The 22374-nt window shown below is 68.0% G+C and carries 18 protein-coding genes; 14 read left to right on the top strand and 4 right to left on the bottom strand.

Translation table 11 applies throughout. The features are described from left to right. The first annotated feature begins 17 nt into the window (after nt 1-17). Together nrdI and nrdE are read left to right on the top strand one after the other, a co-directional pair. On the top strand, nt 18-488 hold the full coding sequence (nrdI, locus tag IU449_RS10015) for a class Ib ribonucleoside-diphosphate reductase assembly flavoprotein NrdI (RefSeq protein WP_195001560.1): 471 nt from the start codon (nt 18-20) through the stop codon (nt 486-488). Continuing rightward, a complete protein-coding gene (gene nrdE / locus IU449_RS29815) occupies nt 485-3868 on the top strand; it encodes a class 1b ribonucleoside-diphosphate reductase subunit alpha (protein WP_195002459.1) in 3384 nt (1127 codons plus the stop codon). Before nrdI ends, nrdE begins: the two co-directional genes overlap by 4 nt. A gap of 156 nt (nt 3869-4024) precedes the next feature. Here nrdE and IU449_RS10005 read toward each other — a convergent pair whose 3' ends face one another. Further along, the gene (locus IU449_RS10005) at nt 4025-5017 is read right to left on the bottom strand and encodes an LLM class F420-dependent oxidoreductase (RefSeq protein WP_195001559.1); all 993 of its coding nucleotides are present in this window, start codon (nt 5015-5017) and stop codon (nt 4025-4027) included. A 323-nt stretch (nt 5018-5340) separates the two neighbouring features. Here IU449_RS10005 and IU449_RS10000 point away from each other — a divergent pair, with 323 nt between their 5' ends. The 4 genes from IU449_RS10000 (at nt 5341) to nrdF (ending at nt 10247) form a co-directional block, all read left to right on the top strand. Next, complete coding sequence (locus IU449_RS10000) at nt 5341-6681, top strand: DUF2254 domain-containing protein (protein ID WP_324188158.1); 1341 nt, start codon at nt 5341-5343, stop codon at nt 6679-6681. Nucleotides 6682-6825: 144 nt separating this feature from the next. Next, nucleotides 6826-7041 (top strand): type II toxin-antitoxin system VapB family antitoxin, encoded by a 216-nt coding sequence (locus IU449_RS09995; protein ID WP_195001557.1) that lies wholly within the window; start codon nt 6826-6828, stop codon nt 7039-7041. Nucleotides 7042-7402: 361 nt separating this feature from the next. Next, nucleotides 7403-8809, top strand: a complete 1407-nt coding sequence (mgtE, locus tag IU449_RS09990) for a magnesium transporter (RefSeq protein ID WP_195001556.1) — start codon at nt 7403-7405, stop codon at nt 8807-8809. Nucleotides 8810-9284: 475 nt separating this feature from the next. Beyond that, on the top strand, nt 9285-10247 hold the full coding sequence (gene nrdF, locus IU449_RS09985) for a class 1b ribonucleoside-diphosphate reductase subunit beta (protein WP_195001555.1): 963 nt from the start codon (nt 9285-9287) through the stop codon (nt 10245-10247). A 112-nt stretch (nt 10248-10359) separates the two neighbouring features. Here nrdF and IU449_RS09980 read toward each other — a convergent pair whose 3' ends face one another. Together IU449_RS09980 and IU449_RS09975 are read right to left on the bottom strand one after the other, a co-directional pair. Continuing rightward, nucleotides 10360-11427, bottom strand: coding sequence for an ABC transporter substrate-binding protein (locus IU449_RS09980; protein ID WP_195001554.1), 1068 nt, complete (start codon nt 11425-11427; stop codon nt 10360-10362). A 151-nt stretch (nt 11428-11578) separates the two neighbouring features. After that, complete coding sequence (locus tag IU449_RS09975; RefSeq protein ID WP_195001553.1) at nt 11579-12370, bottom strand: VOC family protein; 792 nt, start codon at nt 12368-12370, stop codon at nt 11579-11581. Between the two features lie 308 nt (nt 12371-12678). Here IU449_RS09975 and ctaD point away from each other — a divergent pair, with 308 nt between their 5' ends. The 8 genes from ctaD (at nt 12679) to IU449_RS09935 (ending at nt 21780) form a co-directional block, all read left to right on the top strand. Next, the gene (gene ctaD / locus IU449_RS09970) at nt 12679-14421 is read left to right on the top strand and encodes a cytochrome c oxidase subunit I (protein WP_195001552.1); all 1743 of its coding nucleotides are present in this window, start codon (nt 12679-12681) and stop codon (nt 14419-14421) included. A gap of 78 nt (nt 14422-14499) precedes the next feature. Continuing rightward, nucleotides 14500-15720, top strand: a complete 1221-nt coding sequence (serB, locus tag IU449_RS09965; protein WP_195001551.1) for a phosphoserine phosphatase SerB — start codon at nt 14500-14502, stop codon at nt 15718-15720. Further along, nucleotides 15717-16631: an aminoacyl-tRNA hydrolase gene (locus IU449_RS09960; protein WP_228803869.1), complete on the top strand. Its 915-nt coding sequence runs from the start codon at nt 15717-15719 to the stop codon at nt 16629-16631. The genes serB and IU449_RS09960 overlap by 4 nt, the downstream gene beginning before the upstream one ends. Nucleotides 16632-16667: 36 nt before the next feature. After that, complete coding sequence (locus IU449_RS09955; RefSeq protein WP_195001550.1) at nt 16668-17504, top strand: ABC transporter ATP-binding protein; 837 nt, start codon at nt 16668-16670, stop codon at nt 17502-17504. A gap of 126 nt (nt 17505-17630) precedes the next feature. Then, nucleotides 17631-18407: an NUDIX hydrolase gene (locus IU449_RS09950; protein WP_195002457.1), complete on the top strand. Its 777-nt coding sequence runs from the start codon at nt 17631-17633 to the stop codon at nt 18405-18407. Between the two features lie 51 nt (nt 18408-18458). After that, nucleotides 18459-19226, top strand: a complete 768-nt coding sequence (locus IU449_RS09945) for an enoyl-CoA hydratase-related protein (RefSeq protein ID WP_195001549.1) — start codon at nt 18459-18461, stop codon at nt 19224-19226. A gap of 137 nt (nt 19227-19363) precedes the next feature. After that, nucleotides 19364-20332: a class I SAM-dependent methyltransferase gene (locus IU449_RS09940; RefSeq protein WP_195001548.1), complete on the top strand. Its 969-nt coding sequence runs from the start codon at nt 19364-19366 to the stop codon at nt 20330-20332. 185 nt (nt 20333-20517) lie between these two features. After that, nucleotides 20518-21780 (top strand): THUMP-like domain-containing protein, encoded by a 1263-nt coding sequence (locus IU449_RS09935; protein ID WP_416382157.1) that lies wholly within the window; start codon nt 20518-20520, stop codon nt 21778-21780. Here the strand turns inward: IU449_RS09935 and IU449_RS09930 are convergent. Beyond that, nucleotides 21761-22300, bottom strand: coding sequence for a DUF1697 domain-containing protein (locus IU449_RS09930; RefSeq protein WP_195001546.1), 540 nt, complete (start codon nt 22298-22300; stop codon nt 21761-21763). The two genes, IU449_RS09935 and IU449_RS09930, sit on opposite strands and share 20 nt — an antisense overlap. Nucleotides 22301-22374 lie beyond the last annotated feature (74 nt).

Below are 22374 nucleotides of genomic sequence, written 5' to 3'. Positions count from 1 at the left end.
AGAGAGGACAGCAGGTCATGTCCGACACGGTCGGCGACACCGCGCTCGTCTACTTCTCCAGTGCATCGGAGAACACGCACCGCTTCGTCGAGAAGCTGGGACTCCCGGCGACTCGCATCCCGCTGCACACCACCGATTCGCTGCGAGCCGAGGAACCCTACGTGCTGATCGTCCCCACCTATGGGGGCGGTCGGCACGTGTTCGGTGAGGCCGGCGGGCACTCGAGGTCCGACAAGGAGTTCGTGCCGCGCCAGGTCGCCAAGTTCCTCAACGACCCGCACAACCGGTCGTTGCTGCGCGGAGTGATCGCGGCGGGCAACACGAACTTCGGCGACACCTATTGCTATGCGGGAGACGTCATCTCGCGCAAGTGCGGGGTGCCGTATCTGTATCGATTCGAACTCATGGGAACCGCGCGCGACGTCGAGCGCGTCCGAGAGGGATTGGGATTGTTTTGGCAACAGCAACCACAGCGCCGACCGGCATGACGGCCCGCCTGGAGCGGCCCGCCGCGCGCATCGCCGACGGCGCCGGGGAGGACATGGATTACCACGCCCTCAACGCGATGCTGAACCTGTACGGCGCCGACGGCGAGATCCAGTTCGAGAAGGATCGTGAGGCCGCGCGTCAGTACTTCCTCCAGCACGTCAACCAGAACACCGTCTTCTTCCACAACCTGGACGAGAAGCTGGACTACCTGGTCGAGGAGAACTACTACGAGCCCGAGGTTCTCGACCGGTACAGCCGCGCCTTCGTCAAGAGCCTGTTCCAGCAGGCCTATGCCAAGAAGTTCCGGTTTCCGACCTTTCTCGGCGCGTTCAAGTACTACACCTCCTACACGCTCAAGACCTTCGACGGCAAGCGCTACCTGGAGCGCTTCGAGGACCGCGTGTGCATGGTGGCGTTGACCCTGGCCGCCGGTGACGAGACGCTGGCGCGCAAGCTGGTCGAGGAGATCATCGACGGCCGCTTCCAGCCGGCCACCCCGACCTTCCTCAACTCCGGCAAGAAGCAGCGCGGCGAGCCGGTGTCGTGCTTCCCTGCGGGCACCCCGGTGGACACGATCGAGGGGCCGCGTGCCATCGAGACGCTGCGGGCCGGAGATCGAGTCCTGTCTCACGACGGTTCGTTCTCGGTGGTCGAGAAGTTGATCGAGAACCCTAACGATCAGGCCCTGGTATCTATTTCGCATTTCGGGCACAAAGATCCGATTCGGTGCACTCCGGAGCACCCGATCCTGGTGTGGACCAGCCGTGACGTCGAAAGCCTGATCCATGGCGATGGCGCCGACCCGTTCAACGGGTTCGTGTGGTTGGCCGCACAGGATGTTCACCCGTCCGATTTCATCGTGACCACTGCGCCGCGGGAGACACGCGAGCGTCGGGTGTTCGATCTGATGGAATTCGTGGGCGAAGGTGTCTATGAAGAGGTCGACGGCCTGATCCGCAAGGTGAACGTCGATGCGAAGCATCGGAACAAGCAGCGCTACCGTCAAGGCTTCGTCGCTGTCAACCGTTATGTCGAGGACTCCTACGAACTCGGCCTGATTCTCGGCTGGTATCTCGCCGAGGGGCATGTGTCCAAGCGAACGAGTACCGGCCTGCCGAACGGCGTCCACTTCACTCTCGGTGCCCACGAAGTGGAGTACCACGTCGATCTGGGTATGGCCTTCAAGCAGGTGTTCGGGGTCGATCTGTCGCTGCACGCCAACCATTCCGATCACTCGACCCGGATGGTGTGCAACAGCAAGATCGTGGCCTCGCTGCTGCTGTCGCTGGCTGGTACCGGCTACAGCACGAAGCGCCTGTCCCACGATGTGATGACCGCCGATGAGGATTTCCAGCGCGGTCTGCTCGCCGGATTGTTCCGTGGTGACGGATGTAGCACCACCGGTGGAATGGTGCTCGACCTGGTGAATCCGGAGCTGGTGGACCAGGTGCAACTGCTGCTGCGCCGTCTCGGCATCGTGTCGGTCGTCCGTACCTACGTCAACCAGGCCGGCAATCCGACCGGCCAGGTCTTCGTGCCCGGCCTGCCCGGCACCAACGAAGAATTCATCTTCGACATCGACAAGAACCTGCACAACTACACCGGTCGCAAGGGCACGAAGCGTACGACCTACCAGGTGGTGCACGGCCGCCACGTTTACGGAGTCCGAGCGATCGAGCGCACCGCCGAGACGCCGGAAAAGGTCTACAACCTGCACGTCGAAGGCACGCATACCTACGCCATTCGCGGCACCGTCGTGCACAATTGCTTCCTGCTTCGCATCGAGGACAACATGGAGTCCATCGGGCGCTCCATCAACTCGGCTCTGCAGCTGTCCAAGCGCGGCGGCGGTGTGGCCCTGCTGCTGACCAACATTCGTGAGCACGGCGCGCCGATCAAGAAGATCGAGAATCAGAGCTCGGGCGTCATCCCGATCATGAAGCTGCTCGAGGACTCCTTCTCCTACGCCAACCAGCTGGGCGCGCGTCAGGGGGCGGGCGCGGTGTACCTGCACGCGCACCACCCCGACATCTACCGCTTCCTGGACACCAAGCGGGAGAACGCGGACGAGAAGATCCGTATCAAGACGCTCTCGCTCGGCGTGGTGATCCCCGACATCACCTTCGAGCTGGCCAAGAAGAACGAGGACATGTACCTGTTCTCGCCGTACGACGTGGAGCGGATCTACGGCAAGCCGTTCGCCGACATCAACGTGACCGAGAAGTACCACGAGATGGTCGACGACAAGCGCATCCGCAAGTCGAAGATCAAGGCACGCGAGTTCTTCCAGACCATCGCCGAGCTGCAGTTCGAATCCGGCTACCCGTACATCATGTTCGAGGACACGGTGAACCGGGCCAACCCGATCGCGGGCAAGATCACCCACTCGAACCTGTGCTCGGAGATCCTGCAGGTCTCCACCCCGTCGAAGTTCAACGACGACCTGTCCTACGCCGAGATCGGCAAGGACATCTCTTGCAACCTGGGTTCGCTCAACATCGCCAAGGCGATGGACTCGCCGGACTTCGCGCAGACCATCGAGGTGGCCATCCGCGCACTGACCGCGGTGTCGGATCAGACCCACATCTCCTCGGTACCCTCCATCGAGCAGGGCAACCTGCAATCGCACGCCATCGGCCTCGGTCAGATGAACCTGCACGGCTACCTCGCCCGCGAGCACATCCACTACGGCTCCGACGAAGGTATCGACTTCACCAACATCTACTTCTACACCGTGGTCTACCACGCGCTGCGGGCCTCCAACCAGCTCGCGATCGAGCGTGGCAGCTACTTCGGCGGCTTCCCGGAATCGAAGTACGCCAGCGGCGAGTACTTCGACAAGTACACCGACCGGGTGTGGGAGCCGGCGACCGAGCGGGTGCGGCAGTTGTTCGCCGACGCGGGCGTGCGCATCCCCACCCAGGACGACTGGCGCGAGCTGAAGGCCTCGGTCATGGCGCACGGCATCTACAACCAGAACCTGCAGGCGGTGCCGCCGACCGGCTCGATCTCCTACATCAACCATTCCACCAGTTCGATCCACCCGGTGGCGTCGAAGATCGAGATTCGCAAGGAGGGCAAGATCGGGCGCGTCTACTACCCGGCGCCCTACATGACCAACGAGAACCTCGAGTACTACGCCGACGCCTACGAGATCGGCTACGAGAAGATCATCGACACCTATGCCGCGGCCACCCAGCACGTGGACCAGGGCCTGTCGCTGACGCTGTTCTTCAAGGACACCGCCACCACCCGCGATCTGAACCGGGCGCAAATCTACGCCTGGCGCAAGGGCATCAAGACGCTGTACTACATCCGGCTGCGGCAGATGGCGTTGGAGGGGACCGAGGTCGAGGGCTGCGTGAGCTGCATGCTCTAGTCGCGGCCGACACCGACCAGGCCCCGGGACTTTCCGCACCGTGCGGACAGGTTCCGGGGCCCGGTGCCGTCCCCGGGCGCATCGCACCGCCGACAGCACGTTTCCCGGTGGCCGCCGGTTCGGCTCGTGCCGGCGTCAGGCTCGCCGCGGGCTCGCTCAGCGCAGCGCCGGAACGACCTCTTTCTCGAACAGCTCGATACCCGAGGTGTCGTAGGCAGATTCGGGGAAGTTCAGGATGGCGTAACCGAGCCCCAGTTGCTGCACTTTCGACAGGTTCTCGGCCACCTGCTCGGGCGTGCCGACCGCGGGCCCGCTCGCGAACAGTCGCTCGGCGTACTCCGCGGCGGCGGCATCGCCGATCGCCGCGGCCAGCTGCGCGCGGATGCTCGCGACGCGCTGCTTCACCTCCGCCTCGTCGCGGCCGAGAACCGCATTGAAGTTCGACGACCGCACGATGGCGTCGAAATCGGTGCCGACTTCGGCGCAGTGCTCACGCAGGATCTCCGACTTGCGGGCGAACTCCTCGAGCTCACCGGAGAAGTTGGTGTAGTCGGCGTACTTCGCGGCGATGCGCAGCGTCTTCTTCTCGCCGCCGCCCGCGATCCACAGCGGGATGCCGCCGTCCTGCAGCGGCAGCGGGCGCACGATGGCGCCGTCGACCTGGTAGTGCTTGCCGTGGAAGGTGGCCTCACCCGTGGTCCAGGCCTGCCGGAAGATCTGCACGCCCTCGTCGAGCCGGGCCAGCCGGTCACCGGCCGAGGGGAAGCCGCAACCGTAGGCGCGCCACTCGTGTTCGTACCAGCCGCCGCCGATGCCCATCTCGACCCGGCCGCCGGAGATGATGTCGGTGGTGGCGGCCACCTTCGCCAGATAGGCGGGATGGCGATAGCTGATCGCGGTACACATCTGGCCGAGCCGCACCCGCTCGGTGGACGCGGCGAACGCCGCCATGAGCGTCCACGCCTCGTGGGTGGCTTCCCGCGTGGGCTGCGGCACGGTGTGGAAGTGGTCGTAGACCCAGATCGACTCCCATTCGTCGTGCTCGTCGGCCCGTCGAGCCAGGCCGCGCATGACATCCCACTGCTGCTCGACATCGATCCCCACCAAATCCAGTCGCCATCCCTGCGGGACGAACAGTCCGAAGCGCACCCGATTCTCCTTCGTTGTCTCTCGACCGGCCGATGGTTGTCTCGGTCGTCGATCTCACTTTCCCCATCGGTCCTGCCGACGGCAACCCTGACGCGGTTCTACCGCCACCTGTAGCAGACGGCTCCGGCAGGCGATACGACGCGCCCCACAGGACGCCGAAAGGGTTTCCGCCAGGCACGGCTCTCGTCATGCAAAGATCGCCAGGAGTGTGAACCGACCAGAGTCGCGCAGTCGGTAGTACCGCATGAGCATCGCCGATGTCGCTTCGAACGGAGGGGAGCACTGGTGTGAGCAGCCACAGCCCTGGACGTATCCGTAGAGCCGTGGCGACTGTCGAGCGCCGCCGCGGATTCGTCGTCGACGCACTCCGTGCCCGGCTGTGGCCGGTTCCTGCCGTAGGAGTTCTCGCGGCGATCCTTGCCGGCATTGTCCTGCCCGCTCTCGATTCCCGGCTCGGTGGTCACCTTCCCGACTACATCACCGAGCATTTGTTCGGGGGTGGCGCGGATGCTGCGCGCGAAGTGCTCGGCGCCATCGCCACCTCGCTCATCACGGTGACGTCCCTGACGTTCTCGCTGACACTGGTCACGATGCAGTTGGCCAGCAGCCAGTATTCGCCCAGATTGTTGCGGTCGTTTTCCTCCGACAGGTTTGTCCAACGCACCCTCGCATTGTTTCTCGCGACGTTCGCATACGCACTCACTGTCCTGCGCAGGGTTCGCAGCGGTGGCGACGGCGGTGTCGAGTTCGTCCCACAGATCTCGGTGACAGTGGCATACGTGCTCGCCATGGGCAGCGTGCTGGGATTGGTGGTGTTCCTCGGCCACCTGGTACGGCAGATTCGAATAGAGACGATGCTCGACCGCGTCGCCCGCGACGCCATCGACAACGCCCGCCACTTCCTGGAACCGTCCGGCACGATCGGTCGATCCGGTGACACCCCGGCAATACCTCCGCTGCGAACGGAAATCGAGGCAGCTGCCTCGGGATATCTCGTCGAAGTCGACGAGGAGGGGTTGCTGGCTGCCGCGATCGAAGCGGACGCGGTGTTGTGGGTGCACTGCCGGACCGGCGATCCGGTCGTCGCCCGCACTGTGGTGGCGTACTGCTGGCCGGCCGACGCTCCGGTTCTTTCCTCGGAGTCGATCGATCGACTCGACAACGCGGTTACTGATGCTCTGAGCTACGGTGCCGAGCGCACGGCCACGCAAGATATCGGCTACGGGTTGCGACAGTTGACCGACGTGATCGTCCGAGCATTGTCTCCGGGTATCAACGATCCTTCGACGGCCATTCATGGAATCAACTCGGCGACCGTAGTTCTGTGTGATCTCGTTCGATACCGACTCGGTCCGAAGATCGTTCACGACCACGACGGCACCGCTCGTCTGTATCTGGCACGCCCTGACTTCCCGGAGTTGCTCGACCTCGTCTGCGCGCAACCCAGACGCTACGGTGCTCATGACCCAGCGGTCCTGGGTGGGTTGTTGTCGATGCTGAACGCGCTCTCGTCGGTTGCCCGAGACCCGATGGATCGACAGGCGATCGGTGATCAGCTGGCCCGCCTCGAACGCACCAGCAGCAGCCAAGATTTCGACCATGCCGAACGCGATCATCTCAGGCGACGGGCCCGGACCGTGGAACAGTCGTTGCAGGACAGCTGACGGCGTTCCCCGTCGTCGCCGACGGCAATCGCTCGCGACCAGGCCCGGTGCGCGGCTGCTTTCCGTCCGTATCCCGGTTCTTCGGCGTGGATGATCGTATGCGGCACTACCATGCGATGGACGCGCGAGACACGGAGGTGGGCGATGTCCCGGGTATCGATCGAGGTCGACGACGTTGCGCTGGCGGTGGCCGGAACACTGCTCGGGACCGGTGGCGGCGCGCAGGAGACGGTGAACGCCGCGCTGCACGAGGTGATCGCCCAACGCAAGCGGCTGGCCGTGCTGGAACGGATGATGCTGCGCAGCGGCGACACTGTGCCCACACCCGACCCGTGGCGCAAGAAGCGCGTGTGGTTGTGAGCTGCGCCTCCCTTCGTGTGCCCCCGGTGTGAAAAACCGGTCCGGGCAAGGTAGCCTGCCCGTGGGCGCATTCGCGTCCGATCAATCCGAAGGCACGGCGAACGGCGCGCGTGATCGTGGTGATCCGCGTACACGGCCCTGCATCACGAGACGAGGAGGTGGATTGCTATGCGTAGCGAACCTCCCAGTCGAAGGCCGCGCGGCGCCGCCCCTTCGCATCTCTGACGTCCGACGACGTTTCCGCGACCACGGGCAGGCGCCACGCGGTGTGAATTCGCGCATCATTCACCCTCGTTGTGTCCACCATCCGTGAGCGATTCCGCCGCGCCGGTGTGATGCCACGCTGTGCCGAGGACTTCTCATGTCGCAGATCGAACTCGCCGAAGCACGTCCCGAACTCACCGACGCATGCCGGGAATCGGCCGACGTGCGTACCACGCCCACCGGATCGCTGCCGGAATTCGTCGCCGGTCACCGTGTCGAATCCGTGGTGCGCTGGCTCGACGAGCACCCGCCGCACCGGATCGCCGACGAACTGGCCCGGATGGACGCCGTGCTGGCGGGCGTCGCCTTCCGGCTGCTGGACAAGGAACAGGCGCTGGCGGTGTTCGAGGAACTCGAACCCGTCGACCAGCAGCAGATTCTGCAGGGCCTGCGTGAGCAGAGCTTCCGCGATCTCGTCGAGGGCATGGCTCCCGACGACCGCGCCCGCATGCTGCGTGAGGCGCCGGCCAAGGTGGCACAGAAGGTGCTGGCCGGGCTGAGTCCGCGCGAGCGCCGGATGACCGCGGGTCTGTTGGGCTACCCGGAGGGCTCGGCGGGGCAGTACATGACCCCCGAGGTCGTCGCGTTGCCCGCCGAACTGACCGTCGCCGAGGCGCTGGCGATGGTGCGCGCCGAGGGTGCGCGTGCCGAGACCGTCTACACCCTGCCGGTCGTCGATGCGGGCAGGCGCCTGACCGGCATCGTGGAACTGCGTGAGCTCGTGCTCGCCCGCCCCGAGACGATGGTCTCCGAACTCGTCGTCACCGAACCGGCTTTCGCCCGCGCCACCGACTCCGCGGAGAAGGCGGCCAGGCTCATGCGTGAGACCAACGACATCAACCTGCCCGTCGTCGACAGCGAGGACCGGTTGCTCGGCCTGCTCACCATCGACGACGCGGTCGAGGTCATCGAGGCCGCCGACAGCGAAGACGTTGCGCGCCAAGCGGGTTCGTCGCCCTGGGAGGGGCACTACATGGCTGCCGGGGTGTTCCAGCTGGCTCGCTATCGCGCCCTGTGGTTGATGCTGCTGCTCCTGGCCGCCACCCTGACGGTCAGTGTCACCGACTTCTTCGCGGGCACCCTCGAACAGGCCGCGCACCTGGCGCTGTTCATCCCGCTGCTGATCGGCGCGGGCGGCAACGCGGGTGCGCAAGCGGCGACCGCCTGTGTGCGCGCGGTAGCGGTGGGCGAGGTACGCGGCTCGGACCTGTTCTCGGTGATCTGGCGCGAATGCCGTGTCGGCCTGGTCCTCGGATCCCTGCTCGCCGCAGTCGGATTGGCGATCGCCGCGCTGTTCGTCGACCCCCGCATCGCCCTCGTCGTCGCCATCACCCTGGTGTTCATCTGCGCCTGGGCCACCACCATCGGTGGCACCATGCCCCTGCTCGCCAAGAAGCTGCGCATCGACCCGGCGGTGGTGTCGGCGCCCATGGTCACCACCCTGGTCGATGCCACCGGCCTGATCATCTACTTCACCACCGCCAAGCTGATCCTCGGGATCTGAGCGGCCGCTAGGGCAGTAGCGCCAGTGCCTGTCTGGCACAGAACGTCCCCTCCCTCCGGCCCTGCGCGCATCACGCGCGGGACTCTCGACGTCCGAGTGTGCCCACCGCGCCGACTCGCCCGCAAACCGTGTCGGTCGGCGCGGGCTGTCCGGGCAGGCCGACGCCCGACTCACGAGCTGCCGGTGCGGTTTTCGGCAAACATCCGGCGATCGATTTCGGTGTGCCGGTGCACCCGACTCGCGCGGACGTGGGGTGCGGGGTCGGCTCGGCGCACAATGGGAGCCGCGCACACCGGCCCCGGTATCGCGGTGCTTCCGGGGGGTCTTTGTGCGGCGTGACACAAGGTCTTGTGCTATTCGGAAGAACTGGCCACAACGAGTAGTGTCTGAATCGAGAGTGGCGCGGCCTCGGCAGCGCGCTCACGACGTGGCGATCGGGTACGGGCGAAGTGTTCGGAAAGGGTGTGGAGGCAGGATGAAACTGATCGATCGGGTGTCGGCCATCAACTGGAATCGGGTGCCCGATGAGAAGGATGCCGAGGTCTGGGATCGGCTGACCGGCAACTTCTGGCTGCCGGAGAAGGTTCCGGTGTCCAACGACATTCCCTCGTGGGCCACGCTGACCGCCGAGGAGAAACAGCTCACCATGCGGGTCTTCACCGGCCTGACGCTGCTGGACACCATTCAGGGCACGGTCGGCGCGGTGAGCTTGATCCCGGACGCGCTCACCCCGCACGAGGAGGCGGTGCTCACCAACATCGCGTTCATGGAATCGGTGCACGCCAAGTCCTACAGCTCGATCTTCTCCACGCTGTGCTCGACCAAGGAGATCGACGAGGCGTTCCGCTGGTCCGAGGAGAACCGGAACCTGCAGCGCAAAGCCGAGATCGTGCTGCAGTACTACAACGGCGACGAGCCGCTCAAGCGCAAGGTGGCCTCCACGCTGTTGGAGAGCTTCCTGTTCTACTCCGGCTTCTACCTGCCGATGCACTGGTCCTCGCGCGCCAAGCTGACCAACACCGCGGACATGATCCGGCTGATCATCCGCGACGAGGCCGTGCACGGCTACTACATCGGTTACAAGTACCAGCGCGGCCTGGAACTGGTGTCCGAGGCCGAGCGCGAGGAACTCAAGGGGTACACCTTCGAGCTGCTCTACGAGCTCTACGAGAACGAGGTCGAGTACACCCAGGATCTCTACGACGAGGTCGGCCTGACCGAGGACGTGAAGACCTTCCTGCGCTACAACGCCAACAAGGCGCTGATGAACCTCGGTTACGAGGGTCTGTTCCCGGCCGACGAGACCATGGTGAATCCGGCGATCCTGTCGGCGCTGTCGCCGAACGCCGACGAGAACCACGACTTCTTCTCCGGGTCGGGGTCGAGCTACGTGATCGGCAAAGCGGTCAACACCGAGGACGAGGACTGGGACTTCTGAGTCCCGCCTCGTCGATGTGCACGTGATCGGGCTCCGCGCTGACAGGCGTGGGGCCCGTTCCGTCTCCGGCCCGCAGGCTCACGGTGTCCCGGCCCAGGGGGTCGGGGGAGATTCAGTCGGTGACGAAGCCGTTGAGCGTCCCGCGCAGGTCGGTGAGCATCGCCCGGGCGGCGGTCAGCCCGTCTCCATGCCAGACGCTGTCCTCGACGGCGAAAACGCGCTTGTCGCCGACCGCGCCGAGATCCTTCCACTCGCGCCCGCGCATGATCGACTCGCCGTGGGCCACGCCGTCCGCTCCGGCGAAGATCACGTAGATGATGTCGCCCTCGACGAGTTCCTGATACGCGCCGGAATCCACGATCTCGGAGTCGCCGCGCTGGGCGGCCGGGCGCTGGACGCCCACATCGCCGAGTACCCGGCCCGCGAAGCTGTCGACGCCCTGCACCTGCGCCTGGTCGGCGGTGAACCGGACGACCGAGGCCTGGCTCTCGTTGGCGGCCAGCGTCACGCCGACGTCGCGGGCGTCGGCCTGGTAGCTGCTCAGCGCCGCGGCGGCGGCCCGGTCGCGGCCCATGCCCGCGGCGTAGGCGGCGAACTCGGCCTGCCAGCTGACCGGTTCACCCACCAGCACGGTCGGCGCGATCTTCGCCAGTGCGTCGAAAGTGGCCGCGCCGGAGGGGGCGGCGCCGAGGATCAGGTCGGGCTCGAGCGCGGCGATGCGAGCCGGGTCCGGTTCCGCGGCCGTGCCGATGGCCGGGATCTCGAGCACGCCGGTGCCCAGATACTGCGGCTGCGGACGCGGGCCGTCCTGGACCACGGCGCCGACCACTCGTTCCCACAGGCCCAGTGCGCAGGCGGCGTCGAGCGCGGCGGTGCTCAGCACGACGATGCGCTGCGGGTCGGCGGGCACCTCCGAGATGCCCGCGGCGTGTGTCACCGCTCGGGTGCCCGAGGGCTGGTCGGGCGCGCTGGGCAGCGGGCAGGTGCGGGTGGTGTCGCGCTCCAGGCCGACCACCGCCGCGCCCGCGATATTGGTCGTGGTGCGCACGATCGTGCTCGCGTCGTCGGAGCGATCGCCGCATCCGGTCAGCGCGAAGGCGGACACCGCCGCCACGGCCGCGACGCCGAATCGGGCGGCCACGGTGCGGTTTCGAGTGCGTACGGGGGCGCTGTCCGACATGCGGGAGAGGGTACCGCTGCGGCCGGTCCGGTGGAGGTGGCGGGTCGCGTCCGGCCGGTCGGCATCGGTTCGCCCACCATCCGCCCGCTCACACCCCGCGTCGCGGGCGGGCGGATGGCGCGCACTCCCTCCGATCGGCGCAGAGCGGGAATCAGGCGTTCGCCACGTTCCCGCCGACGCTGAATCGCGCACCGGTCGGATCGTTCAGCACGGCCATGCGCCCGTACGGGCTGTCCTCTGCCGGGTGCAGCAGCGTCGCGCCGAGTTCGATCGCCTTCGCCACGGTCGCGTCGACGTCGGCGGCGCCGAAGTACACCCCCCAGCCGGGCAGCGCCACCTCGGCGGGCACGGCGGCGGCGTCCATCACGCCGCCGCGCATCGGGTGGTCGGCGTGGATCGTGCTGTAGCGGAACTCGGGGGTGCCCGGCATCTCGAAGACATCCGACCAGCCGAAGACCTCGCGGTAGAACATCAGTGCCTTGTCGTAGTCGCGGGTGTGCAGCTCGAACCAGCCCGGCGCCCCGTGGCGCCACATGTCGGTCTCGCCCATCGGCTCGATCTCGATACCCGCGAAGGCGTTCGCCTGCCAGATGCCGATGCCCGCGCCACTCGGATCTGCCAGCACCGCCATCGTGCCGAGGTCGCCGACCGCCATGGCGGGCACGATCACCGAACCACCGCGCGTCGCGGCGGCCTCGGCGGTGGCGCGGGCGTCGGTGGCGGCGAGGTAGACGGTCCACTGGTCGGGGCCGTCCTCGGGGGAGGATTTGCCCATGGCGCCGGCGACGGCCGCGTCGCCGGAGCGGAAGGTGATATAGCCGCCGAAGTCCTCGTTCCGGTCGGCGGTCCAGCCGAACAACTCGCCGTAGAAGGCGACGGCGCGGTCGGGATCGGAGGTGAACAGGTCGACCCATACGGGATCGCCGGGCACGGTAGCGCTCATGGTTCGGTCTCCTCGGTGCTCGGAACTGGTGGACGGCCAAGCGCCGTCACCCATTGGGACGGGCGTCGCGACCAGAACTCATCGGTGGGCCGGAAAGTCCTCCGGAGCAGGTGTAGCGTGCTGTCCAGGGGGAAAATGCGGGACCTGTGACAGCGAAATACGACGCAGAGTAGGACCACATGCGACCCGGCCTTCGAGCACGGTTTACGATCAACGGAGCGCAAGCGAACTGTCCGCTGTTCCGGTAACGGGATGTGTGCGAGCAGCGGAGCCTGCGGAGCGACCTAAAGGCACCTTCAGGAGGATCAGTGACTGCGGTAGAGCCCAGACCAGTCCCTCAGTTGGAAGCGACTCGACCGTATCCGGCCCGGACCGGACCCAAGGGTTCTTTCCTCTACAAGATGGTCACCACGACCGACCCGAAGGTGCTCGGCACCATGTACCTGGTGACCGCCACGAGCTTCTTCCTCATCGGCGGCCTGATGGCGCTGCTGATGCGTGGCGAGCTCGCGCGCCCGGGTCTGCAGTTCCTTTCGCCGGAACAGTTCAACCAGCTGTTCACCATGCACGGCACCATCATGCTGCTGTTCTACGCGACGGCGATCGTGTTCGGCTTCGCCAACATCATCCTGCCGCTGCAGATCGGCGCGCCCGACGTCGCCTTCCCGCGACTGAACTCCTTCAGCTATTGGCTGTACCTGTTCGGCGGGACCATGGCGACCGCGGGCTTCGTCACCCCCGGCGGCGCGGCCGACTTCGGCTGGACGGCGTACGTGCCGTTGACCGACATCCTGCACTCGCCCGGTGTCGGCACCGACCTGTGGATCCTGGGCCTGGCCGTCTCCGGCCTCGGCACCATCCTCGGCGGCGTGAACATGCTGACCACCGTGGTCTGCATGCGCGCCCCCGGTATGACCATGTTCCGCATGCCGGTGTTCACCTGGAACATCGCCGTCACCAGCGTGCTCATCCTGATGGCCTTCCCGCTGCTGACCGCCGCGCTGTTCGGCCTGGCCTACGACCGTCACCTGGGCGGCCACATCTACGACCCGGCCACCGGCGGCATCCTGCTGTACCAGCACCTGTTCTGGTTCTTCGGCCATCCCGAGGTGTACATCATCGCGCTGCCGTTCTTCGGCATCGTCTCGGAGATCTTCCCGGTCTTCAGCCGTAAGCCGATCTTCGGTTACACCACGCTGATCTACGCGACCCTCGGCATCGCGGCGCTGTCCATCGCGGTGTGGGCGCACCACATGTACGCCACCGGCGCGGTCCTGCTGCCGTACTTCTCGTTCATGACCTTCCTCATCGCGGTCCCGACCGGCGTGAAGTTCTTCAACTGGATCGGCACCATGTGGCGGGGTCAGCTGACGTTCGAGTCGCCGATGCTGTGGTCGCTGGGCTTCCTGGTGACCTTCCTCTTCGGTGGTCTGTCGGGTGTCATCCTGGCCAGCCCGCCGCTGGACTTCCATGTCACCGACACCTACTTCGTGGTAGCGCACTTCCACTACGTGCTCTTCGGCACCATCGTGTTCGCGACCTTCGCCGGCATCTACTTCTGGTTCCCGAAGATCACCGGCCGCATGATGGACGAGCGCCTGGCCAAGTGGCACTTCTGGACCACCTTCGTCGGCTTCCACACCACCTTCCTCGTGCAGCACTGGCTGGGCGCCGAGGGTATGCCGCGTCGCTACGCCGACTACCTGCCCTCGGACGGCTTCACCACGCTGAACACGATCTCCACGATCGGCGCGTTCGTGCTGGGCGCCTCGATGCTCCCGTTCATCTGGAACGTCTTCAAGAGCTACCGGTACGGCGAGGTCGTCACCGTGGACGATCCGTGGGGTTACGGCAACTCGCTGGAGTGGGCGACCACCTGCCCGCCGCCGCGGCACAACTTCTACGAGCTGCCGCGTATCCGGTCCGAGCGTCCGGCCTTCGAGCTGCACTACCCGCACATGGTCGAGCGGATGCGTTCCGAGGCGCACGTCGGCTGGGGTACGGGCAAGGGTGACCACGCCGCCGAGACGCCCGCGCTGACCAAGAGCTGACATGACGAGCCGTGCACCCGCTGGAGTCCAGCGGGTGCACTCTCGTGTAACGACCGGAAAGACCAGGAGCGCACCGCCGTGGCCGACACCACCGTTCTCGTGACCGTCACCGGGCCGGACCGCCCCGGTGTGACATCCGTGCTCCTCACGGCCATGTCCAGGAACGAGGTCCACCTGCTCGACATCGAACAGGTGGTCATCCGCGGCAGGCTCACCCTCGGCGTGCTGGTCACCTGCCCGCACGACCCGGAGACGCTGCAGGACGAGGTCGAAGAGGCGATGAGCACCGTCGGCATGACCGTCGACGTGGAAGTGGGCGCGCAGATCGGCCGTCAGCCGATGTCCACCCACGCCGTGGTCGTGCTCGGCGCCCCGGTCACCGCCCGGGCGTTCAGCGCGGTGTCGCGGCAGCTGGCCGCGATCGGCGCGAACATCGACACCATCCGTGGCATCGCCGACTACCCGGTGACCGGCATGGAACTGATGGTCACCGCGCCCGACACCGGCGCCGACACCGACTCCCGGCTGCGCACCGCGCTGGCCGAGGTGGCCGTCGACGAGCGGATCGACGTGGCGGTCGAGCGGGCCGGGCTCGCACGCCGGGCCAAGCGGCTGATCACCTTCGACGTCGACTCCACCCTCATCCAGGGCGAGGTGATCGAGATGCTCGCCGCGCACGCCGGGGTCGAGGAGCAGGTCCGCCAGGTCACCGAGGCCGCCATGCGCGGGGAGATCGACTTCGCCGAATCGCTGCGCCAGCGCGTGGCCACGCTGGAGGGGCTCGACGAGTCGGTGATCCACCAGGTCGCCGAACGCATCGAGCTGACCCCCGGCGCGCGCACCACCATCCGCACGCTGCGCCGCATCGGGTTCAAGTGCGGTGTGGTCTCGGGCGGTTTCCGCCAGGTCATCGAGCCGCTCGCGCACGATCTGGAACTGGACTTCGTACAGGCCAACACCCTCGAGATCGTCGAGGGCAAGCTCACCGGCCGGGTGGTCGGCGAGATCGTCGACCGGGCCGCCAAGGCCACCGCATTGCGCAGGTTCGCCGCCGAGACCGGGGTGCCGATGGAGCAGACAGTGGCCGTGGGCGACGGCGCCAACGACATCGACATGCTCAACGCCGCCGGTCTCGGCGTCGCCTTCAACGCCAAGCCCGCCCTGCGTGAGGTGGCCGACGCGGCGCTGTCGCATCCGTATCTGGACGCGGTGCTGTATGTCCTGGGTGTCACCCGTGACGAGGTCGAAGCGGCCGACGCCCGCGACGGCGGGGTACGCCGCGTTCCGCTGGTCCGATGAGCGAGGCTCCCGTCGGCCGCGAGTCCGTGTCCGGTCCAGGAGCGGTGTCCGCCACCGCAGCCGGGTCCGCCACCGCATCCGACTCCGGATCCGGGTCCGACTCCGGATCCAGGTCGGTCGTCGTCGAATCCCTCACCGCCTTATCGGACTTCGCGGCCAGACACGCGGTCCTGGCCGAAGGCTATGGCGGTGCGGTCGATCCCGAGGATCCCGAGCGGGTGCAGGCCATGCAGATGGTGTTGCATCTGCCCAAGGCCGATCCGCCGCCGCGCAGCGCGCTGCTCGCGGCCGCGGCCAGTGCGGTGGTCGCGCTGTGCCTGGACGAGCGGGTCGGTGCGGGAGGGCCATGGGAGCAGCGGTATCTGGAGTGGAAGCGCGCTCGTATCCGCAAGGTCGCCCGCCGGGCGCGCGGCGCGCAGTGGACGGCCGCAGGCGAGGTCGAGGGTGTGACGGTCGAGATCGGCGGCGCGCAGGCGCGGGCCTTCGTGCCCTGCCCGGTCGGGGAGACCGACCAGCGGATCCGCCGCCTGCAGATCGGCGGCACCGATCTCGAACACGACGAGCCGGGGCCGCCCGACCCCGATCTGCCCGTGCTGTGGGTGAATTCGTCGCTGGGTATGTCGCTGGGCAAGGCCGCCGCGCAGGTCGGCCACGCGAGCATGCTGCTGGCGGGCGCGATGGACGTCGAACGCGCGCGGGAATGGGCCGGACGCGGCTTCGGTTGCTCGGTGCGCGAAGCCGACCCGGACCGCTGGCGGGAATTGTCGGCACGCCTGGTCGGGTCGTCGCGGCCTGGTCCGGCGCGGTCACGTCCGGGCGCGGGGACCGCCATCGCGGTGCGTGACGCCGGATTCACCGAGATCGCCCCCGGTTCCCTCACCGTCATAGGTGTTCCTGCCGACACCTGGTGAGGGTCGGTCACTCGTTCCGCCGCGATCTGGGCCAAGATGGAGCGCGTGTCGCAACCGGATCCCGATCTGCTCATCGACTTCACCGACGTGACCGTCCGACGCTCGGGGCACACCCTCGTCGGCCCCGTCTCCTGGCAGGTCGAGCTCGACGAACGCTGGGTCGTGCTCGGCCCCAACGGCGCGGGCAAGACCTCCCTGCTGCGCATCGCCGCCGCCGAGGTGCATCCCACCTCGGGCACCGCGCATCTGCTCGGCGAAACCCTCGGGCGGGTGGACGTCAACGAACTCCGCCCGCGCATCGGCCTGTCCTCGGCGGCGCTGGCCGGCCGGGTGCCGCGCGACGAGAAAGTCCTCGACCTGGTGGTCTCCGCTGGATACGCGGTGCTCGGCCGCTGGCGTGAGCACTATGACGAGATGGACACCGACCGCGCGGTCGACATGCTGGAAAGCCTGGGCGCCGAACATCTTTCCGACCGGACCTATGGCACCCTGTCCGAGGGGGAGCGCAAGCGCGTGCTGATCGCTCGCGCGCTGATGACCGACCCCGAACTGCTGCTGCTCGACGAGCCCGCGGCCGGTCTGGATCTGGGCGGGCGCGAGGAGCTGGTGGAGCGCCTCGGCGATCTGGCCGCCGATCCGGACGCCCCGGCCATCGTGCTGGTGACCCACCACGTGGAGGAGATCCCGCCGGGCTTCACCCACGCGCTGCTGATCAACGAGGGGCAGGTGGTCGCGCAGGGCCTGCTCCACGATGTGCTGACCGCGGACAACCTCAGTGAGGCATTCCGGCAGTCGATCGCGCTGGACAAGATCGACGGCCGCTGGTTCGCGCGCCGGGCGCGCCGGGCGGGCAGGCACCGCACCCCCCGCTGAGAACCCGTCGTCGCGGGTTATGGTGCTGGTGTGAGTGAGACGAATTCGGCGCATGTCCCAACTCCGGATGCCGCTGCGTCCGAAGCCGAGGCAGGCGCGTCGCCGCTGCGCGATGCCTCCACGGTGATGCTGGTCCGCGACGGCGAGAGCGGTCCCGAGGTGTTCCTGCAGCGACGGGTGAACGCCATGGCCTTCGCCGCCGGAATGACGGTGTTCCCCGGCGGCGGCGTCGACACCTCCGACGCGACCGCCGACCTCGCCTGGGCAGGTCCGGACCCGGCCTGGTGGGCGCGGGCCTTCGGCACCACCGAGCCCAGGGCGCAGGCGCTGGTGTGCGCCGCGGTGCGCGAGACCTTCGAGGAGTGCGGCGTCCTGCTGGCCGGGCCGACCGCCGACACGCTGGTCGGCGACACCACCGTCTACCACGAGGCGCGCACCGCGATGGAGAAGCGCGAGCTGTCGCTGGCGGCCTTCCTCGGGCGGGAGAACCTGGTGCTGCGCGCGGACCTGCTGCGTCCGTGGGCCAACTGGATCACCCCGGTCATCGAGCGCCGACGCTACAACACCTACTTCTTCGTCGCCGTGCTGCCCGAGGGGCAGCTCGCCGACGGAGCGACCTCCGAGGCCGCCGCCGTGCACTGGCGCACCCCCGACGAGGCGCTGAAGCGGTGGCGCGCGGGCGAGGACATCCTGCTGCCGCCCACCTGGGCGCAGCTGGACTCGCTGTCGCGGTTCGGCGCCACCGCCGACATTCTCGCCGCCGAACCGCGGATCGAGCCGATCATGCCCGTGGTGCCCTCGGAGAGCACGATCGGCGAGGGTGCCTTCCTGGCCTTCCCCGACGCCGCGCGATACTTCGCGGACATCCCCGCTCCCGGTCACTTGCGCGGGTCCGCGCGCTGAACACGACCGCCGGGCAGGGTTCGCCCGCAGTCGGGCGGTAGGTTGCCTGCCATGGCCGAATTCGTGACCGTGGACTCGCCGGACGCCGACGGTGTCGCCGTCGTCCGCATCGCCCGCCCGCCGCTGAATCTGTTCGACACGCAGCTCGCGCGGGAGGTGGCCGCCGCGACCGCGTCGGCGGCGCAGGATCCGGCGGTCTCGGCGCTGATCGTCTACGGCGACGAGCGGGTGTTCTGCGCCGGCGACGACATGGCCGAGCTGTCGGCCCTCGACTCGGCTCGTGCCGAGGCCATGGCCGGCGACCTGCAGTCGGCGCTGGGGGCGCTGGCGCGCGTGCCGCAGCCGACCGTCGCGGCGATCGCCGGTTACGGCCTGGGCGCGGGGCTGGAACTCGCGCTCGGGGCCGACCGGCGCATCATCGGCGACAACGTGAAGCTGGGTTTGCCGCAGATCCGGGCGGGGCTGATCCCGCTCGCGGGCATCCGCAGACTCACCGCGCTGATCGGACCGAGTGCGGCCAAGGATCTGGTGTACTCCGGCCGGTTCGTCGAGCCCGACGAGGCACTGGAACTGGGTCTGGTCGACGAGGTGGTCGCGCCCGACGACGTGTTCGGCGCCGCGTACCGCTGGGCGCGACAGTTCCACGGTGGACCGGCGCGGGCGCTGGCCGCGGCCAAGGCGGTCTTCGAGGCGGGCCCGCACGGCCAGGACCGGGCGCGCACCGAATGGGCCGGGCTGTTCGGCACCGAGGACGCGCGTCTGGGCACCGCGTCCTACCTGGCCGACGGGCCGGGGTCGGCGGTCTTCACCGGGCGCTGAATCGGCCGGAAGCTACCGGTGGGTAGCCGCGTTGGATCGGATGTAACACGTTCTCGTTCGTGGCCCTGTCGGTCGGATGTCCGAATGTCCGGCCCGCGCACCGGAGCATCCCGGTGATCAGGTTAGGCTTGGCGACCATGACGGTACGTCCCGACGACCCCGCGCCGAACCCCCACGCCACCGAGGCGGAGGTGGAAGCGGCGTTCAAGGATACGAAGCTGGCCCAGGTGCTCTATCACGACTGGGAGGCCGAGACCTATGACGACAAGTGGTCCATCTCCTATGACGAGCGCTGCATCGAGTACGCCCGCGGCCGTTTCGACGCCGCGGTGGGTCCGGCTCCGCTGCCCTACGAGCGCGCCCTCGAACTGGGCTGCGGCACCGGCTTCTTCCTGCTGAACCTGATGCAGGGCGGGGTCGCCAAGACCGGCTCGGTCACCGACCTCTCGCCCGGCATGGTCAAGGTGGCCCTGCGCAACGCCGAGCATCTCGGACTGGACGTGGACGGCCGGGTCGCCGACGCCGAGACCATCCCGTACGAGGACAACACCTTCGACCTGGTGGTCGGCCACGCGGTGCTGCACCACATCCCCGACGTCGAGCAGGCGCTGCGCGAATGCCTGCGCGTGCTCAAGCCGGGCGGGCGGTTCGTCTTCGCGGGCGAACCCACCACCGCCGGCAACTTCTACGCCCGCTGGCTCGGTCGCATCACCTGGAAGGCGACCACCACCATCACCAAGCTGCCCGCGCTGGCGGGCTGGCGGCGTCCGCAGTCCGAACTCGACGAGTCCTCCCGGGCGGCCGCCCTCGAGGCCGTCGTCGACCTGCACACCTTCGATCCCGCCGATCTCGAGGCGATGGCCCGCTCGGCCGGCGCGGTCGGGGTGAAGGCGACCACCGAGGAGTTCGCGGCGGCGCTGTGGGGCTGGCCGGTGCGCACCTTCGAGGCCGCGGTGCCCGAGGAGAAGCTCACCCTCGGCTACCGCCTGGCGATGTACAAGGCGTGGCAGCGGCTGAGCTGGCTGGACGAGAACGTCATGCGCCGGGTCGTGCCGCGTCAGTTCTTCTACAACGCGATGATCACGGGTGTGAAGCCCACCGCGTAATACCGGAGGGCGGGCGGACGGCCAGGGCAGTGGGATACAGCTTCAGCCGCGCGGATGTCGAGTTCCTCCGGAGCGCGGCGGGACGCGCGGCCCTCTCCGAGGTGGCACGGTCGGCACTCACGCCCGCCACCCATCTGCGTGACCTCGAACGCGCGCGGCGCGACTTCGGCGCCGCCGCACCCGCGCTGATCGACACCGTGCGGTTGCGGCGCAGGGCGGCGGCCAAGATCGCCGACGCGGGGGAGTGGCTGTTCACCGAGGACGCGGTGCAGCAGGCGACACCCACTCCGGTCGCGCGCCGCCGTGCGCAGCGGCTGGCCGGTCGGGCGGTGCACGACGTGACCTGTTCGGTCGGCGCCGAACTCGTCGAACTGGCGCGGGTGTGCCCGGCGGTGATCGGCAGCGATCTCGATACCGTGCGTCTGGCGATGGCCGCGCACAACCTCGGCGCCGCCTGGCAGCCGGTCACGGCCGAACCGCTCGTGCGCCGCGGCACCGCCGCCGCCGGTCCGGCGGCGGCCGCGGCCCGCGACGACATCACCGCCGCGCAATCCTCCCCCGGCGCCGCCTCGGTGGCCCGGATGGGTGCCGCCCGCGGCGAGACCACCGCTGCCCTCGAGAGCACGGTCGGCGTCGGCGGGGACATCCCGATCCCGGCGCATCGTGGATCCGCGCGGGGGCGCGTGGGCAACGTGGTGCTGGCAGCGGCCGACGCCCTGGTACCGATCACGAAGGACATCGTGATCGTCGCCGACCCCGGTCGACGGGTGGGCGGGCGGCGCACACACGATCCGGCCGCCCTGCAACCTCCGCTGCCCGATCTGCTGACCGCCTACGCAGGGCGCGACATCGTCGTGAAGTGCGCTCCCGGACTGGATTTCGACGCACTCGACTGGCAGGGCGAGATCGAAGTGGTCTCCCTGGACGGCGCGGTGCGCGAAGCCTGCCTGTGGTCGCCCGGCGTGGCCGAACCGGGCGTACGTCGCCGTGCCGTCGTGCTGTCCGGTACGGGTGAGGCGTACACGCTCACCGACGCCGATCCCGACGACATCCCGCAGCGCGCGCCGGGGGAGTGGATCATCGACCCGGACGGCGCGGTCGTGCGCGCCGGGCTGGTGCGCCACTACGCGGCCGAACACGGCCTGTGGCAGCTCGATCCGCACATCGCCTATCTCACCGGCGACACCGTCCCGCCGGGCATGCGTGGGTTCCGTGTCGAGGCCCGAATGGAATTGCGGGAGAAGACGCTCCGGCAGGAACTGGCCCGACGGGACTGCGGTTCTCTGGAGATCCTGGTGCGCGGGGTCGACGTCGATCCCGACGTGCTGCGCAAGAAGCTGAAACTGCGTGGCTCGACAGCCTATTCGCTGGTGATCACCCGAATCGGGCGCGCCGCCACGGTATTCTTGTGCACGGCGCACGCGCCGGTCAGGCCGCCATCTTCCTGACCACCTTCTGCACTGTCAGCCATGTGCGGGTGGTGATGTCCTTGCCGTAGGTCTTGTCCAGCCACGCCATGAAATCCGGCGTCTTGGGCGTGCTGTTGTCGATGACCGTGAGCAGCGCGCGGGTGGGTTCGTCGTATCCGATCACCCGGGTCAGCGGATCGGCCGGCAACGCGGGCACGGGATCGGCGATCGCGGTCTTGAAGAAGGTGACCGTGAGGTAGGAGCCGCGTTCGTGCACGAGGCCGTCGAACGGGTCGCGGGCGAGTAGTTCGCGCAGGGAGTCGTAGTCGCGCAGGAGGGTGCCACCCGCGATGCCGAGCTCCGCGTTGAGCGCGCGCTGGATCCGGTCCTCGAGCTCGGCCGGATCGCTCTCGGCGGCGCGGAAGACGACGTTGCCGCTGGAGAGCACCGAGGCGACGTTCTCGAACCCGAGGCCGCTGAACACCCCGCGCAACTTCTCGTTGCGCATATTCGGATTGCTGGGCATGATCCCGCGCAACAGCGCCGCGTAACTCCGCATGCGGCGACCCTACGCCCGAACACCGACAGACCGGGGGATCCACGAAAACGCCCGCGCACCGGAGAGCATCCGGT

Source organism: Nocardia higoensis (genome assembly GCF_015477835.1).
GTDB classification, from domain to species: Bacteria; Actinomycetota; Actinomycetes; order Mycobacteriales; family Mycobacteriaceae; genus Nocardia; species Nocardia higoensis_A.
This window is presented reverse-complemented; position numbering and strand designations above follow the sequence as displayed.